The organism is Stenotrophomonas sp. Pemsol, from assembly GCF_003586545.1.
Taxonomy (GTDB): domain Bacteria; phylum Pseudomonadota; class Gammaproteobacteria; order Xanthomonadales; family Xanthomonadaceae; genus Stenotrophomonas; species Stenotrophomonas sepilia.
Genome location: NZ_CP025780.1, coordinates 3,022,296 through 3,037,280, shown reverse-complemented (window position 1 = coordinate 3,037,280; position 14,985 = coordinate 3,022,296). Strand labels below are relative to the sequence as shown.

Annotated in this window: 12 protein-coding genes and 1 tRNA gene; 2 read left to right on the top strand and 11 right to left on the bottom strand. The window is 68.3% G+C overall.

Annotated elements, in window-relative coordinates:
* Nucleotide 1: 1 nt before the first annotated feature.
* Nucleotides 2–1,324, top strand: coding sequence for an aminopeptidase P N-terminal domain-containing protein (locus PEM_RS13960; RefSeq protein WP_111174779.1), 1,323 nt, complete (start codon nt 2–4; stop codon nt 1,322–1,324).
* 793 nt (nt 1,325–2,117) lie between these two features.
* Here PEM_RS13960 and pepQ read toward each other — a convergent pair.
* The 7 genes from pepQ to rph all read right to left on the bottom strand — a co-directional run bounded on the left by pepQ (nt 2,118) and on the right by rph (nt 9,364).
* Nucleotides 2,118–3,449, bottom strand: coding sequence for a Xaa-Pro dipeptidase (gene pepQ, locus PEM_RS13955; protein ID WP_065179103.1), 1,332 nt, complete (start codon nt 3,447–3,449; stop codon nt 2,118–2,120).
* Between the two features lie 75 nt (nt 3,450–3,524).
* Nucleotides 3,525–3,899, bottom strand: coding sequence for a PilZ domain-containing protein (locus PEM_RS13950; protein ID WP_111128983.1), 375 nt, complete (start codon nt 3,897–3,899; stop codon nt 3,525–3,527).
* On the bottom strand, nt 3,896–6,175 hold the full coding sequence (locus tag PEM_RS13945) for a DUF1631 family protein (protein ID WP_005418975.1): 2,280 nt from the start codon (nt 6,173–6,175) through the stop codon (nt 3,896–3,898). The genes PEM_RS13950 and PEM_RS13945 overlap by 4 nt, the downstream gene beginning before the upstream one ends.
* Before the next feature lie 201 nt (nt 6,176–6,376).
* On the bottom strand, nt 6,377–7,603 hold the full coding sequence (gene hemW / locus PEM_RS13940; RefSeq protein WP_111128981.1) for a radical SAM family heme chaperone HemW: 1,227 nt from the start codon (nt 7,601–7,603) through the stop codon (nt 6,377–6,379).
* Between the two features lie 56 nt (nt 7,604–7,659).
* Nucleotides 7,660–8,256: an RdgB/HAM1 family non-canonical purine NTP pyrophosphatase gene (gene rdgB / locus PEM_RS13935; protein WP_005418971.1), complete on the bottom strand. Its 597-nt coding sequence runs from the start codon at nt 8,254–8,256 to the stop codon at nt 7,660–7,662.
* Nucleotides 8,253–8,642 (bottom strand): VOC family protein, encoded by a 390-nt coding sequence (locus PEM_RS13930; RefSeq protein WP_065197150.1) that lies wholly within the window; start codon nt 8,640–8,642, stop codon nt 8,253–8,255. Before PEM_RS13930 ends, rdgB begins: the two co-directional genes overlap by 4 nt.
* Nucleotides 8,639–9,364, bottom strand: coding sequence for a ribonuclease PH (rph, locus tag PEM_RS13925; protein ID WP_049426699.1), 726 nt, complete (start codon nt 9,362–9,364; stop codon nt 8,639–8,641). The genes PEM_RS13930 and rph overlap by 4 nt, the downstream gene beginning before the upstream one ends.
* Nucleotides 9,365–9,488: 124 nt before the next feature.
* Between rph and PEM_RS13920 the strand changes: the two genes are divergently transcribed.
* The gene (locus PEM_RS13920) at nt 9,489–10,349 is read left to right on the top strand and encodes a YicC/YloC family endoribonuclease (protein WP_005418965.1); all 861 of its coding nucleotides are present in this window, start codon (nt 9,489–9,491) and stop codon (nt 10,347–10,349) included.
* Nucleotides 10,350–10,406: 57 nt separating this feature from the next.
* Here PEM_RS13920 and selD read toward each other — a convergent pair whose 3' ends face one another.
* The 4 genes from selD to selA form a co-directional block, all read right to left on the bottom strand.
* On the bottom strand, nt 10,407–11,486 hold the full coding sequence (gene selD / locus PEM_RS13915) for a selenide, water dikinase SelD (protein WP_111128980.1): 1,080 nt from the start codon (nt 11,484–11,486) through the stop codon (nt 10,407–10,409).
* Nucleotides 11,487–11,512: 26 nt separating this feature from the next.
* Nucleotides 11,513–11,608 (bottom strand) — tRNA-Sec (locus PEM_RS13910).
* A 24-nt stretch (nt 11,609–11,632) separates the two neighbouring features.
* The gene (selB, locus tag PEM_RS13905; protein WP_111128985.1) at nt 11,633–13,564 is read right to left on the bottom strand and encodes a selenocysteine-specific translation elongation factor; all 1,932 of its coding nucleotides are present in this window, start codon (nt 13,562–13,564) and stop codon (nt 11,633–11,635) included.
* A complete protein-coding gene (gene selA, locus PEM_RS13900; protein WP_111128978.1) occupies nt 13,561–14,985 on the bottom strand; it encodes an L-seryl-tRNA(Sec) selenium transferase in 1,425 nt (474 codons plus the stop codon). Before selA ends, selB begins: the two co-directional genes overlap by 4 nt.

The window sequence follows — 14,985 nt, the reverse complement described above, 5'->3', positions numbered from 1 at the left end:
TATCAAGCAGCGCACCGGCATCGCGGCCGGCGAATACAAGCGTCGCCGCCGCCAGCTGATGGACATGGCTGGCGAGGATGCGATCCTGGTACTGCCGGCCGCAGCCGAGAAGGTGCGCAGCCTCGATACCCATTATCCGTTCCGCCAGGATTCGGATTTCCAGTACCTGACCGGCTTCCCGGAACCGGAAGCGGTGCTGGTGCTGATTCCGGGCCGCCGCCACGGTGAGGCCATCCTGTTCTGCCGCGAGCGCGATGCCGAGCGCGAGGCATGGGACGGCAGTCGCGCCGGCCAGGAAGGCGCGGTAGCGCAGTACGGCATGGACGATGCCTACCCGATCGATGATCTGGACGACATCCTGCCGGGCCTGTTGGAAGGGCGCTCGCGCGTCTACTACCACTTCGGCCGCGACGCCGACTTCGATCTGAAGCTGATCGGCTGGGTCAACCGCGTGCGTTCGCAGGTACGCCACGGTGCGCAGCCGCCACATGAGTTCCTGGAGCTGGGCCACCTGCTGCACGAGCAGCGCCTGTTCAAATCCGGCGCCGAAGTGGCACTGATGCACCACGCCGCACAGATCAGCGTGCGTGCGCATCTGGCGGCGATGAAGGCCGCCAGGGCCGGCATCCACGAGTACGAGCTGCAGGCCGAGCTGGAACGCGTGTTCCGCGCCAGCGATGCGGTGCCTGCGTATTGCAGCATCGTCGGTGCCGGCCGCAACGGCTGCATCCTGCATTACCGCGACAACAACGCGCGGTCGCGCGATGGCGAGTTGGTGCTGATCGATGCAGGTGCCGAGTACCGCGGCTACGCCAGCGACATCACCCGCACCTTCCCGGTGAACGGCCGCTTCAGTGCCGAGCAGCGCGCGCTGCACGACCTGGTCGGTGAAGCGCAGGCGGCGGCGCTGGCCCAGGCCAAGCCGGGCGTGCCCTACGAGGCCGGCCATCTGGCCGCAGTGCAGACCTTGACCGAGGGCCTGCTGCGGCTGGGCCTGCTGAAGGGCACGCTGGAAAAGAATCTGTCCGAAGGCCTGTACCAGCGCTTCTACCGGCACAAGACCGGCCACTGGATCGGATTGGACGTGCACGATGTAGGCGATTACCGCCTCGCCGGTGATTCACGCCTTCTGGAGTCTGGCATGGCGTTCACCATCGAGCCGGGGCTGTACATCGGCGTGGACGACACGACGGTGGAACCGCGTTGGCGCGGTATCGGCATCCGCACTGAAGACGATGTGCTGATCACCGATGACGGTCATCGCGTGCTGACCGAAGGCCTGGCGCGCAGCGCCGATGAGATCGAAGCGGTGATGGCGGGGTAGGGTGTTTTTCTGCAGGGCTTGCGGCCCTGCACCCGCTGCAAGCCGAAGCAACGGCAACGGCCGAAGCAAGAGCGGCATTGCGTGGGATGGCGGGGTGGTGTGGGTGGTCAGGACACGCCGTAAACCCCGCTCCGCGGTCCGGCCCAGCCGCTGGCGGCTGGGCGTTCGGGCGCTTGCGAAGCAGTGCTTCGCAAGCAAAGCGCCCTCACCCATGGGGGCTCGATGGCGCCATCCATGGCGCCAACGGTCCTGCCCACCCACACCGCCCCGCCTCTGACAGATCCCGTGCGCTGTCGGTGGGTGCCGACCGTTGGTCGGCACATCTGTCTGACATCGAATGAATCATCCACGCATGGCGTGAATCTACTGGCAATTGCGGTTGTTGGCGCGCGTGGCTGTTGGTGGGTGTCGACCTTGGTCGACACAGAGCGAGCGCAGCGAGCGACCCGCTTCTGCTTTTCTTTTTTCTTTTCCGTGGTTGGACGCGCGCAGGAAACTGTCAAAGGTGGGGCGGGTAGGCCATGCAGGGGCGTTGGCGCCATGGATGGCGCCATCGAGCTTACAGGGACGTACTTGCAGCGTCCCCTGCATGGCCTACCCGCCCCGCCAAGCGCGCATCACGCATGATGCCAGTCGACTAACTGTGATCTCTCGGTAGGTTGTTCATCCGGGGCATCTTTGGAAAATGGTGGTTACCGGCAGCCAGCCGCCTATTTCCAGAATCCCGCTGAACAACGTGGTGGGTTTACACAACTAACAGTCGACTCTACCTGAGCGTCACACCACGAGGGGCTCAGCCGTTGGCCGCCGCAAACGCCGGCCGCGTCAGGTTGTCCGCCTCGCCATCAGTGCACAGCACTTCGTCTTCGATGCGGATGCCGCCATACGGACGGAAGAAGTCCACGCGGTCCCAGTTGATCGCATCGCCGTGGCCGGCGTCCTTCACTTCGTTCAACAGCATGTCGATGAAGTACAGGCCCGGTTCGATGGTCACCACCATGCCCGGTTCCAGCACGCGGGTCAGGCGCAGGTACGGGTGGCCCGCCGGGCGCTCGATGCGGCCGCCCTCGTCGCTGGCCGCGAAACCGGCCACGTCGTGCACCTGCAGGCCGATCAGGTGGCCGATACCATGCGGGAAGAACGCGGCGCTGACGCCGGTCTCCAGCGCGGTCTGCGGCGAGACCTTGATCACGCCGAAGTCCTTCAGTACGCCCATCAGCGAAAGATGTGCGTCCACGTGCAGCTGCTTGTAGTCGAAGCCCGGGCGCACCGCTGCGCACATCCGCTGCTGGGCGGCGTCGACGGCGGCGATCATCGCCGCAAACTCGTCGTGGCCCTGCGCGGCGTAGGTACGGGTGATGTCGCTGGCGTAGCCGTGGGCACTGGCGCCGGCATCGATCAGGAAGCTGCGCAGCGGCTGCGGTGCCTTGCGGCCCAGCTCGGTGTAATGCAGCACAGCGGCATGTTCATTCAGCGCCACGATGTTGCCGTACGGCAGCTCATTGGCATCCTGGCCGACTGCCTGGCAGTACGCCATGTGGATGCTGAACTCGTCGGCGCCATTGCGGAATGCGGCCTCCGCAGCGCGGTGGCCGCGCACGCCCAGCACCTGGGCCTGGCGCATCAGTGCGATCTCATACGGTGTCTTGCTGCCGCGGTGCCATTCCAGGTAGTTCACCACCGGCGCCGGGTTGTTCGGTACGTAGTTGCCCAGCGCGCTCTGCGGCTCGCCGAGGATCGCGCAGCGCGATGGATCGGCCGGCAGCAGCGCCAGCGCGTCTTCCGGCTTGCGGATGATGTGGATGTCGAAGTGATCCACCCACCAGCCGCTGGGGGCATCCGGCACCACGTGCCAGTAGTCGAAGGGCTGGTGGAAGATCACCGCCGGGCGCTTGCCGGGGCTGAACACGATCCAGCTGTTGGGCACGCGGGTCAGCGGCAGCCAGGCCTTGAACTGCGGATTGACCGCGTACGGGTAGTCGCGATCATCGAACACCTGGTAGTGCAGAGTGCCGCTGGGCACCACCAGGTGGTCGAAGCCGCCGCGGGCCAGCGCCTGTTCGGCACGTCGGCACAGCACGGCCAGGTGGTCGGGATACAGGGCGCCGGGGTCTTGCTGGATCATTGCGGTGGCTCGACACGGAAAACGGCCCTAGATTCTGCCGCATAGCGGGAAAAACCGCTGTGCTGGAACCGGCACTCAGGCCGTCGAAACCGGCCCCTCGTCGCTGTCTTCGCCCACCCACTGGCGCAGCAGCTGCCGATGCTCGCGCGACAGGGTGAGGAAGCGGAAGCCGGTCCAGTTCTGTCCGGGGGCGTGTGCGGGTTCGCTCCACAGCAGGTGCACGCCCACGTCGATGTCCTGGTGGCGGCCATCGCCCAGCGGCAAGGGGAAGCGCAACTGGTACAGCGCATCCTCGCGCAACGGTGCGCTGGCCAGCATCAGCATGCCGGTTTCGGAGATATTGCCGAGCCGGCCCACCACGCTTTCGCGCATCTGGTCGGTGACCGGTACCAGGTCCGAGACCTGGCGGCGCGGCGCGCGGCGGGTATCCTGCGGCGGTTGGGTGATCATGCGGAAGTCTCCTGCGTATGGCCGGCCGCCAGTGCACGCAATGCGCCAAGGCTGGCCTCCCAGGCACGGTCAACCAGCCGGGCCTTGTCCTCAGTGACCAGCTGCGCCTGGCCGGCACTGATCTGCCGGGCCAGCGTATCCAGGTCGGTATCGGCGATCTTCTGCCCGCGCGGATTGACCAGCAGGGCGTGGCCGGTCAGCAGGCTGTACCAGGACAGGCGCTGGCGGCGCAGTGTGCCATCGCCGGTATCGATGTCGAACCAGCTGCCGAAGGGCAGGGAGGACAGCTGCTGGTAAGCGGCTTCCTCGGCACTGCTGCGCGGTGTGGCGGGCGTCGTGCCGGCGGCCGTACCGGCGTGCTCGCCCAGGCGCGCGCGCGCCTTCAGGCGGGCACTCAGTTCGGTACGCGAGGTGCTCTCGTCCTCGCCGCCAGGCGTGGCCAGCCTGCGTGCGACGGCGGCGGCTTCCTCGGCGTGGTAGCCGACCTGCAGCAGGGCGGCCTCGACCTCGGCAGCAAGCGTTGCATCGGTGCCGCCGGGTGCATCAACGGGTTGCGCGGTGATGGCGGCGATGCGTTGGGTCTGCTGCAGGCGTTCCTGCCACTGCGGTGAATCGTCGCCGTGGCGCAGGCGGGTCAGGGTGAGGGCATCGGCCCAGGCCTGACGCAGCAGGGTCTGCACGAAGCGGGGCGGCTCCTGCGCGTCGCAGCACTGGTCGATCTGTGCACTGGCCTGTCGCCGCGCGAGTTCCAGCCGCTCCTTGCCGCGTGCAGCTTCCACATGGCGGCGCTCGGCCAGCTCGGCGCGATGCGCTGCGGCACGCTGATGCTGCTGCACGTCCTCGTTCGCGCTGGCGAAGGCCTCCGGCGCCCGCGCATCCTGGCCCAGCAGGCCCTGCACGCTCTGCGCCATGCGCTGCAGCAACTGCGGGTCGACATCATCGTCGGCCAGCCAGTTGGCGCCGACTTCGGCAATCTGGTTGAGCAGTTCGCGCGCGGGGTGCTCGTCGCGCACGAAGAAGCCGGGGTCGGCCATTGCCGCACGTGCCAGCGGCACCTGCAGGCGCGCCAGCAGGGCGGCCGGCACCGGGTCCGGACGCTGCTGCTGCTGCACCTGCTGCATCAGCATGCGCAGCAGGTCGAGGCTGTCGCGGTCGTGGCTGCCCAGCTGGGCCTGCGTGCCATGCTCGCTGCGCAGTTGCGCCACCACGGCTGCCTGCAGGTCGGCTACGCCGGTGGCGGCGCTGGACTGCGCCTGCAAGCGTGCGAGGACCGCATCCACGGCCGCGCTCGGCACTGCATCGCGATCCGCAGGTGCTGCGCTGGCATGGCGTGCCTGCTGCAGCAGCGCATGCAGCGCGCTGCCCGTGGAGGTGGTCAAGCCCGGCAAGGCCGCGCCGGCCGTGCTGTCATCCTGGAAAGCGTCCTGCACCAGGCTCGACCAGGAGCCGGCCGGTGCCGATCCGTTCCAGCCGGTCAGTGGCGCGGCGGCACGCTTTGCCGGCTGCGTGGCGCGACCACCGCCCACCGACTGGGTGATGATCCGCCGGGTGCTCGATGAACGCGCCAGATAGGGGGTGTAGACCAGGCCGGGCAGCACGCCATGCTGGGCCAACAGGGCATTGGCACGGTCGAGGATGTCGCCCAGGCGTTCCAGCACCTGGCGTTCGAAGCTGCGGTACAGCGCCAGCTGAACGTCGACAGTGAGCGAATCCTGTTCGGCAATCCGGCGCAGCATGGCGCACAGTGCCTGTGGTGCCAGCGGCAGGGTGTCGGCCTCGAAGGCCGGTGCCGCCGCCAGTACGCCCAGGCGTTGGCCCAGCAGGTTCAGCGTGTTGGTCGAACGCAGCGTCTCCCTCCGCACCATCTCGGTCAGCAGCAGGTCGCGGTCCACTTCATGTTCATCGACCAGCGACAGCCCGAGCATGCCGGGCTGCGGCGGCGGCGTGGAACCGGGGCTGAAGTGGGCCGTGGGTTCGCGCAGCCGTATCAGCGCATCGGCCACGGCATCAAGCATGCGGTCAGCGAAATGACCGGAAAAGGCATGCAACTGGCCGCGCTGGGCCATCAGCTCCGCCTGCAGCTGCGGATTGCGCGCGCGATCCGCGTCGTGCAGCAGCGTCTGCTCCAACGCTTCGACGGTCAGGATCAGCGGCGCGGCCAGCGTCTGCCGGCACAGGCCGATCAACGCGCCCAGCAGCTCACGCACCCGCGGTGGCAGGTCGCTGGCGGCCAGGCGGGCTTTGTCGGCAGAGGTAATGGAAAAGACAGCTGACATCGGCGAGCGGTACCCGGATTCCCGCGGATCGATCTTGTGAATCTACCGTGTCGGCCGCAGTCGGCGCTACTTTAGGGTGAACGTGTCTCACGTCCGCTGGGGAGGGACGACGGATGAACGGTGGTGCCGGTCGCTGGCCGGCAGCGCTGTCTCCACCGGAGTGCCGGCCAGCGGCCGGCACTACCCGCTACGGCGCAAGGTCTATTCCTCCAGGAACAGGCTCACCACATCATTGGTGAATCGGCGGCCCAGCTCGGTTGGCTGTACGTGGCCGTCCGCCACATCCAGCCAGCCGCGCTGGACGGCCTCGGCCAGCGGTGCGTCCAGCACGCTGCGTGGCAGCCCGGTACGCGACTCGAAATCGCGCAGGCCGAAACCTTCGTGCAGGCGCAGCAGGTTGAGCATGTACTCGAACGGCAGCCGCTCCGGCGCGATCACGTCGTCACCACCGAACGAGGCCGGGGTGCCCGCGCTGTCCAGGTAGGCCTGCGGGTGCTTCAGCTTCCAGCGGCGCAGCACGTGTTCTTCGGCACCCGAGCTGATCTTGCCGTGCGCGCCAGCACCGATGCCCAGGTAGTCACCGAAACGCCAGTAGTTCAGGTTGTGCGCACTCTGGCGGCCAGGGCGTGCGTAGGCGCTGACTTCGTACTGGTTGAAACCGGCCTGCGCCAGCAGCGTCTGGCAGTGCTCCTGCATGTCCCAGGCGTTGTCTTCATCGGGAATGCCCTGCGGCGGCCGCGCGAAGAACACCGTGTTCGGTTCCAGGGTCAGCTGGTAGTGCGAGATATGGGCCGGTTGCAGTGCAAATGCGCGTTCCAGATCGGCCTCGGCACCGGCCAGGGTCTGTTCCGGCAGCGCGTACATCAGGTCGATGTTGAAGTTGTCGTAGCCCGCGTCCTGCGCCATCTTCACCGCGCGCTCGGCTTCGCCACTGTCGTGGATGCGGCCCAGACGCTTGAGCATGGCATCGTCGAAACTCTGGATGCCGAAACTGAGGCGATTCACCCCGGCCGCGCGGTAGCGGTCGAAGCGGCCATGTTCGGCGGTGCCCGGGTTGGTTTCCAGGGTGATTTCGGCATTGGGCGCGAAGCGCAGGCGTGCGCTGGCCTGCTGCAGGAAACGGTCGATCGCTTCCGGCGGGAACAGGCTGGGGGTGCCGCCGCCGAAGAACACGCTGTGCACCACCCGGCCCCAGACCAGCGGCAGGTCCTGGTCCAGGTCACGCAGCAGCGCGTCGATGTAGGCGTCGAACGGCAGCTCGCCCTTGGCCTGGTGCGAATTGAAATCGCAGTAGGGGCATTTGCGCACGCACCACGGCAGGTGCACGTACAGCGACAGCGGTGGTGGCACCAGTCGCGGCGGGCTGTCGTGGTCAGCGGAGCAGGCTTCGCCCGGCAGGTGGTTGCAGTGGTCGTGGTCGTGCGGCATGGGCTTGTTCGGTAGTGCCGGCCACTGGCCGGCTTCCCTGGTTCGATCGGGTGGCGTCAGTACAGCGTCGCCAGCTGCTGCTTGAGCTGGTGCAGGGCAATGGCACGGTGGCTGATGGCATTCTTCAGTGCCGGCTCCATTTCCGCGGCGGTCAGGCCGTGGGTGGTGTCCAGGAATACCGGGTTGTAGCCAAAACCATTCGTGCCACGCAGCTCGCGGATGATCTGTCCTTCCCAGCGGCCTTCGCAGATCAACGGCTGCGGGTCGGTGGCGTGGCGCAGCAGCACGATCACCGCATAGAAGCGGGCGCTGCGCTGGCCGTCGGGAATGTCGGCCATCGCGTCCAGCAGCTTGGCGTTGTTGGCCGCGGCGTTGGTCGGGTGGCCGGCATAGCGCGCGCTGTACAGGCCGGGCGCGCCGCCGAGTGCGTCGACGATCAGGCCCGAATCATCGGCCAGTGCCGGCAGGCCGGTCGCTTCGCAGGCCGCGCGTGCCTTCAGCAGCGCATTCTCGACGAAGGTCAGGCCGGTCTCTTCCACGTCGCCCAGGCCCAGTTCGGCGGCCGAGGTGATCTGCAGCGGCAGGTCGGCGAGGATCTCCTGCATCTCCACCAGCTTGCCGGCGTTGTGGCTGGCCAGTACCAGTTTCTTCATTGACGGGGCTCCAGCAGGTCCCAGGTGTTGCCATACAGATCGCGGAACACCGCAACCGTTGCATAGGGTTCTTCGCGCGGCGCTTCCAGGAACTCGACGCCGGCGGCCAGCATCGCCGCGTGGTCGCGGTAGAAGTCGTCGGTGTTGAGGAAGAAGGCGACGCGGCCACCGGTCTGGTTGCCGATGCGGCTGCGCTGCGCCTCGTCGCTGGCACGGGCCAGCAGCAGGGCGGCGGCGCTGCCGTCGGTCGGGCCGACCACCACCCAGCGCTTGTGGCCCTGGTCGATGTCCTCCAGCAGTGCGAAGCCGAGCTTGCCGGTGTACCAGGCAATGGCTTCGTCATAGTCGGCCACCACCAGGGTGGTCAGGGCAAGGCGCCGGTTCATGCCGACAGCGCCGCCTGCTGCGCGGCCAGCAGCTCGGCCACGCCCTTTTCGGCCAGGCCCAGCAGCGCGTCCAGTTCATCGCGACGGAAGGCGTGGCCTTCGGCGGTGCCCTGCAGTTCGATGAAGCCACCACCGTCGTTCATCACCACGTTCATGTCGGTGTCGCAGTCGCTGTCTTCGGCGTAGTCCAGGTCCAGCACCGGGGTGCCGCGGTACACGCCCACCGACACCGCGGCCACCGCGCCCAGGATCGGGTTGCGCTTGATGTCGCCACGCTTCATCAGCACGTTCACCGCATCGACCAGGGCCACGTAGGCGCCGGTGATGGCGGCGGTGCGGGTGCCACCGTCGGCCTGCAGCACGTCGCAGTCCAGGGTGATGGTGCGCTCGCCCAGCGCGTTGCGGTCCACGCACGCGCGCAGGCTGCGGCCGATCAGGCGCTGGATCTCCAGCGTGCGGCCGCCCTGCTTGCCGCGGGCCGCTTCGCGATCACTGCGGGTATGGGTGGCGCGCGGCAACATGCCGTACTCGGCGGTGACCCAGCCTTCGCCCTTGCCGCGCAGGAAGCCCGGCACGCGGTTCTCGACGCTGGCGGTGCACAGCACGCGGGTTTCACCGAAGCACACCAGCACCGACCCTTCGGCGTGGCGGGTGAAGCCGCGTTGGATGACGACCGGGCGGAGCTGGTCGGGCTGGCGGCCGCTGGGGCGGGAATCGGACATGGTGCGGGTTCCGTAATGGCGAGGGAGTACGCCGCCACGCCCGCGGCCTTCACGGGGCGGGCAAGGGGGCTCTGGTGAGGGCGCTAGGGTACCATTCCCCCTTTGCACGCACCGGACACATTCCATGATTCGAAGCATGACCGCCTATGCCGGCGGCGAGCGGGTCACCCCGTGGGGCACGCTGGGCTGCGAGCTGCGCTCGGTCAACCACCGCTTCCTGGAGGTCGGCACCCGCCTGCCCGAGGAACTGCGGGCGCTGGAACCGCAGCTGCGCGAGCGCATCGCCGCGCGCCTGAGCCGCGGCAAGCTGGATCTGGTGATGCGCCTGCGTGCGCCGGAAGCAGCGGCCAACCTGCAGGTGGACGAGGCCCTGCTGGGCCAGCTCGGCCGCCTGGCGCACCGGTTGACCTCCGATTTCCCCAACCTGCAGGTCAGCTTCACCGAGCTGCTGCAGCTGCCCGGCGTGACCCGTGGCGAGGCCACCGATGCCGCGGCCCTGCAGGCCGAGGCACTGGCCCTGCTGGACCAGGTGCTGGACGGCTTCGTCGAGGCGCGTGAACGCGAAGGCGGCAAGTTGTCGGCGGCCATCAGTGAGCGCGTGGACGGCATCGAACGCATCGCCACCGAAGTGCGCACCTTGATTCCGGCCATTCGCGACGGCCAGCGCGCCAAGCTGGCTGCACGCCTGGCCGACCTGCCGCACCCGGTCGACCCCGGCCGCGCCGAGCAGGAACTGGTGCTGTGGCTGCAGAAGCTGGACGTGGATGAGGAGCTGGATCGCCTCGGCAGCCACATTGTCGAGATCCGCCGCGTGCTCAGGCAGCGCGAGCCGGTCGGCCGCCGCCTGGACTTCCTGCTGCAGGAGTTCAACCGCGAAGCCAATACGCTGGGCTCGAAGTCGGTGGACAGCCGTACGTCCAATGCCGCGGTGGAGCTGAAGGTGCTGATCGACCAGATCCGCGAACAGGTGCAGAACATCGAGTGATGTTGCATCCAGCATTACAGCAGGGGCGCCTTCGGGCGCCCTTCTCATTACAGCGTCTCAGCGGACGCTGACACCCGGCAGGCCCGCGCTCAATCGCCCCACGACGGCTGCCTGGCCGAACCCTGCGTCGTGGAAGCAGGCCAGCACCGCATCCACCGCTTCCGGGGCGCAGGACACCAGCAGCCCACCGCTGGTCTGTGGGTCGGTCAGCAGCGGCTGCCAGTGTGCCGGCAACCCATCGGCGAAACGCACCTCCGCACCATACGAGGCCCAGTTGCGGTTGGACGCGCCGGTCAAGCAGCCGCGCTGCAGCAGCTCCAGGGCCTGAGGCAGCAGCGGCACCTGTGCGCTGTCCACCTCCGCAGCGACACCACTGGCGCGACACACTTCCAGCAGGTGGCCGAGCAGGCCGAAACCGGTGACATCGGTCATCGCGTGCACACCGTCCAGCGCGGCCAGGGCCACGCCCACGGTGTTCAGGCGGGTGGTCGACGCGATCATCTGCTGGTAGCCGTCGGCGTCCAGCACTTCTTTCTTCAGCGCCGACGAATACACGCCCACGCCCAACGGCTTGCCCAGCACCAGCACATCGCCGGCGCGGGCATCGGCATTGCGCCTGAGCCGCTGCGGGTCGAGCACGCCGATCGCGGCCAGGCCATAGATGGGTTCCACCGAATCGATGCTGTGGCCTCCAGCGACCACGATGCCGGCATCGGCGCAGGCACGCTCGCCGCCCTGCAGGATGCTGCGGATGGTCTCCTGCGGCAGCGTGTTGATCGGCATGCCGACGATGGCCAGCGCGAACAATGGTCGTGCCCCCATCGCGTACAGGTCCGACAGCGCGTTGGTGGCGGCGATGCGGCCGAAGTCGAACGGGTCGTCGACAATCGGCATGAAGAAATCGGTGGTGGCGACGATTGCCTGGCGGTCATCGAGGCGGTACACCGCGGCGTCGTCGCTGGTCTCGCGGCCGACCAGCAGTTCGGCCGGTGCCGGAAGCGCTGGCACGCCACGCAGCAGTTCGGACAGCACGCCCGGCGCGATCTTGCAGCCGCACCCGCCGCCGTGTGCCAGCGAAGTCAGTCGTTGCGGGGCATCGGCCGTTGAAGGGGCGGGGGACTGCGCGTGCGTGGCCATGCCGACATCTCCTGCGGAAACACCAATGGCGGAAGGCAGCAGGAGTCGAACCTACCAGGGAACGATCGACGCCCCCTACTGGGTTTGAAGCCCAGCCGCATGCCCGGATGCGCATGCCTTCCGAAAGTACGGCGGCACCGGTGGGCTCAGTCGCGGGCTGCGTTCCACTGCAGGTCGCCGCGCGGCCGATGCTGGTCACCGACGCGTCGAGTGTAGCCAACGCGGTTGAAGAACTCCAAGATCTGGATGCTGCGCTTGCGGCCCAGGCCGATGGCATCGCGGAAGGTGGCCGCATCCACCGTGCCGGTGGCCTGCGACAGCTGCGCGACGATCGCGGCCAGCTCGGCAATGCGGGCCGGTGCATAGAACAGGTCCGGCACTACCTGGAACAGTTCGCCACGCGCGGTAGCGCGGCGCAGGACGGCGCGGACCTCGTCTTCGGCCAGACCAACGTCGGTGGCCAGCGTGCGCACCCACGGTGGATCGAAGCGACCGGCGTGCAGCTGCGGCAGCACGCGTTCGAGCAGAAGTCGTTCGCGTTCCGGTGGCGCATGGTCATGGCCGGGCAGGCGCCACCAGGCGCCCACGCGCTGCACGCTGCCGTCGTCCAGCAGGCCCTGCAGCAGGGCATTCCACAGGCTCGCTGCAAGCGCGGGCAGCGTACTGCGCTGCAGGCGCCCGCTATCAACACCGGGCTCGTCCGGACGTCGCTCGTGCCAGCTGCGCAGCGACGTGATCACCTGTTCGCGAAGCGCCTGCCAGTGCGAGGCAAGGATGACCACCGTGTCTTCGCGGGTGACGATGCGCCGCGTGCCCGCGGGAAGTTCGATCCGGTCGGCCGCGCGCCGGCAGTAGCGTTGCAGGGCGGCCATGGCTATGCCGAAGGAAGCCTGCTGCAACAGCGGGCCGATTCCCGCACCTGTGGCCAGCTGCTCCAGTGCGCCCAGCCAGGCGAGCCGTGCCTGGCTGCGCCGGCGCCGCTGTGGCGGGTCCGGATCGAGCACGATGCCACCACCCAGCGTGCGGATGGCCGCTGAATCACGGGCGATGAAGCGATCACCGCACATCGCGCAGACCGGTGCATCGAACACCAGTTGCACCAACTGTCCGTCGCCGTGATCGACGTCCTCCAGCAGCACCACATGGGCCTGCCGGTGCATCGTGCCCCAGTGGATGTGCAGCGGCGCCCAGTCGCGCAACGGTGTTGCCAGTGCGGAAAGCCGCAGGCGTACGTCGACGCGACGGGTCGCCAGCAGGGCGCGCGGGTCGGCGATCCAGTCGCCACGGTGGATGTCGTCGCGGGCGATGGCAGCCAGGTTCAACGCACAGCGCTGCCCGGCCATGGCGTGTTCGCTGGCTTGGTTCTGCGCGTGGATGCTGCGTACGCGCACGTCAGTGGCGGCCGGCATCAGCTGCAGATGCTCACCCATGGCAGCGATGCCGCCGTGCACTGCGCCGGTCACCAGCGTGCCGTGGCCGGCCAGCGAGAACACGCGGTCCACCGGCATGCGGAACAGCTCGCTGCGCAGTTCGGCCTGGCGCGTGTTGGCGTTGTCCGACGCCCACGCGTGCAGCTGGGTACGCAGCGCGTTGATGCCAGAATCGTCTGGTGCGGTGCTGTTGCAGGCGAATACGGGGGAATCCTGCAGCGGCGTTCCGGCCAACAGCGCGGCGATCTCGATCTCGACCCGGGCCAGGCGCGCCGCATCCACACGGTCGATCTTGGTCAGGGCTACCGCGCCGCGGTCCACGCCCAGCAGTTGCAGGATTGCCAGGTGCTCGCGGGTCTGCGGCATTACACCGTCGTCGGCGGCGATCACCAGCAGGGCGACATCGATGCCGGTGGCGCCGGCCACCATCGTGTGCACGAAGCGTTCATGGCCCGGCGCATCGACGAAGCCCAGCGTCGCTTCGGCACTCCCGCCGCCTGTGCTTTCCACCGGGACATAGGCATAGCCCAGCTCGATGGAGATACCGCGCGTGCGTTCTTCCTGCAGGCGATCGGTTTCGATGCCGGTCAGTGCGCGCACCAGGCTGGTCTTGCCATGGTCGATATGCCCGGCGGTGCCGACGATCATGCCTGCAGCGTGCTCCATTGCGCGAGGAAGGCGGCTTCGTCGGTGGGTTCCAGGCAGCGCAGGTCCAGCCACAGCGCGTCATCGGCAATGCGGCCCAGCACCGGCCGCGGCAGCTGGCGCAAGCGCTTGGCCAAGCGATCCAGCCCGCCGCGGCGCGCGCTGGTAACGCGCAGTCCGGCGCTTGCCAGCTGCGCCTGTGGCTGCGCGCCGCTGCCGATCTGGCTGTACATCGAGGCCCGTTCAAGCGCGTAGCCGGCGGCCAGCGACGCGCGCATCGGCTGCAGCAGGCGGTGTGCCTGCTCGTCGATGTCATCCCGCAGGCGCGAAAGGCTGCGCAGGGTCGGCAGCCGCAGTGCCAGCCGTTCCGGTTCGCGGTACAGGGCCAGCACGGCTTCCAGCGCGGCCAGGCCCATCTTGTCCATGCGCAGCGCCCGCTTGAGCGGGTTGCGGTTGATCCGTGCGATCAGGTCGGCGCGGCCGGCGATGATGCCGGCCTGTGGCCCGCCCAGCAGCTTGTCGCCACTGAATGAGACCAGGTCGGCACCGGCCGCCAGTGTTTCCTGCACGGTCGGCTCGTGCGGCAGGCCGAAGGCCGCCAGGTCACACAGGCTGCCACTGCCCAGGTCCACCACCAGCGGCAGGCCGTGCTCGTGCGCGATCGCAGCCATCGCCGCAGTGTCGACCTTGGCAGTGAAGCCGGTGATCGCGTAGTTGCTGGCATGCACTTCCATCAGCAACGCGGTACGTGCGCCGATGGCATGGGCGAAGTCGGCCGGGTGGGTACGGTTGGTGGTGCCCACTTCCAGCAGTCGCGCGCCGGCGCTGCGCATCACATCGGGAATGCGGAAGGCACCGCCGATCTCCACCAGTTCGCCGCGCGACATCACCACCTCGCGGCGGTTGGCCAGGCTGTTGAGCAGCAGCAGGACCGCCGCCGCATTGTTGTTGACCACGGTGGCGGCTTCGGCGCCGGTCAGTTCGCAGACCAGCGCCTGCACCCGTGCATCGCGGTCGCCGCGGCGGCCGTGGATGATGTCGAATTCCAGATCGACCGGCGCTGTCATTGCGCGGGTGACCGCCTGCACGGCGGCATCGGGCAACAGCGCGCGGCCCAGGTTGGTGTGCAGCACGGTGCCGGTCAGGTTGAACATCGGCTGCAGCTCCAGGCGTGCGTCGGCCGCCAGTGCGGCGCCGAGCGCCGCGACCAGCGACGGGCCGTTGATGGCCTGTTCGAGGCGTTCGGCCGAGAGCTGCGCGGCGCTGATACGGTCGCGTAGTTCCTGCAGGTGCGCGCGCAGCAGTTGGGTGATGCGGCTGCGGCCGTGGCGTTCGATCATGGCCGACAACGCAGGCAGGCGCAGCAGCCGGTCCAGCGAAGGCAGGGCGGCGGCCGATGCCGGCGTGGCGTGCGTGCGTGGCAT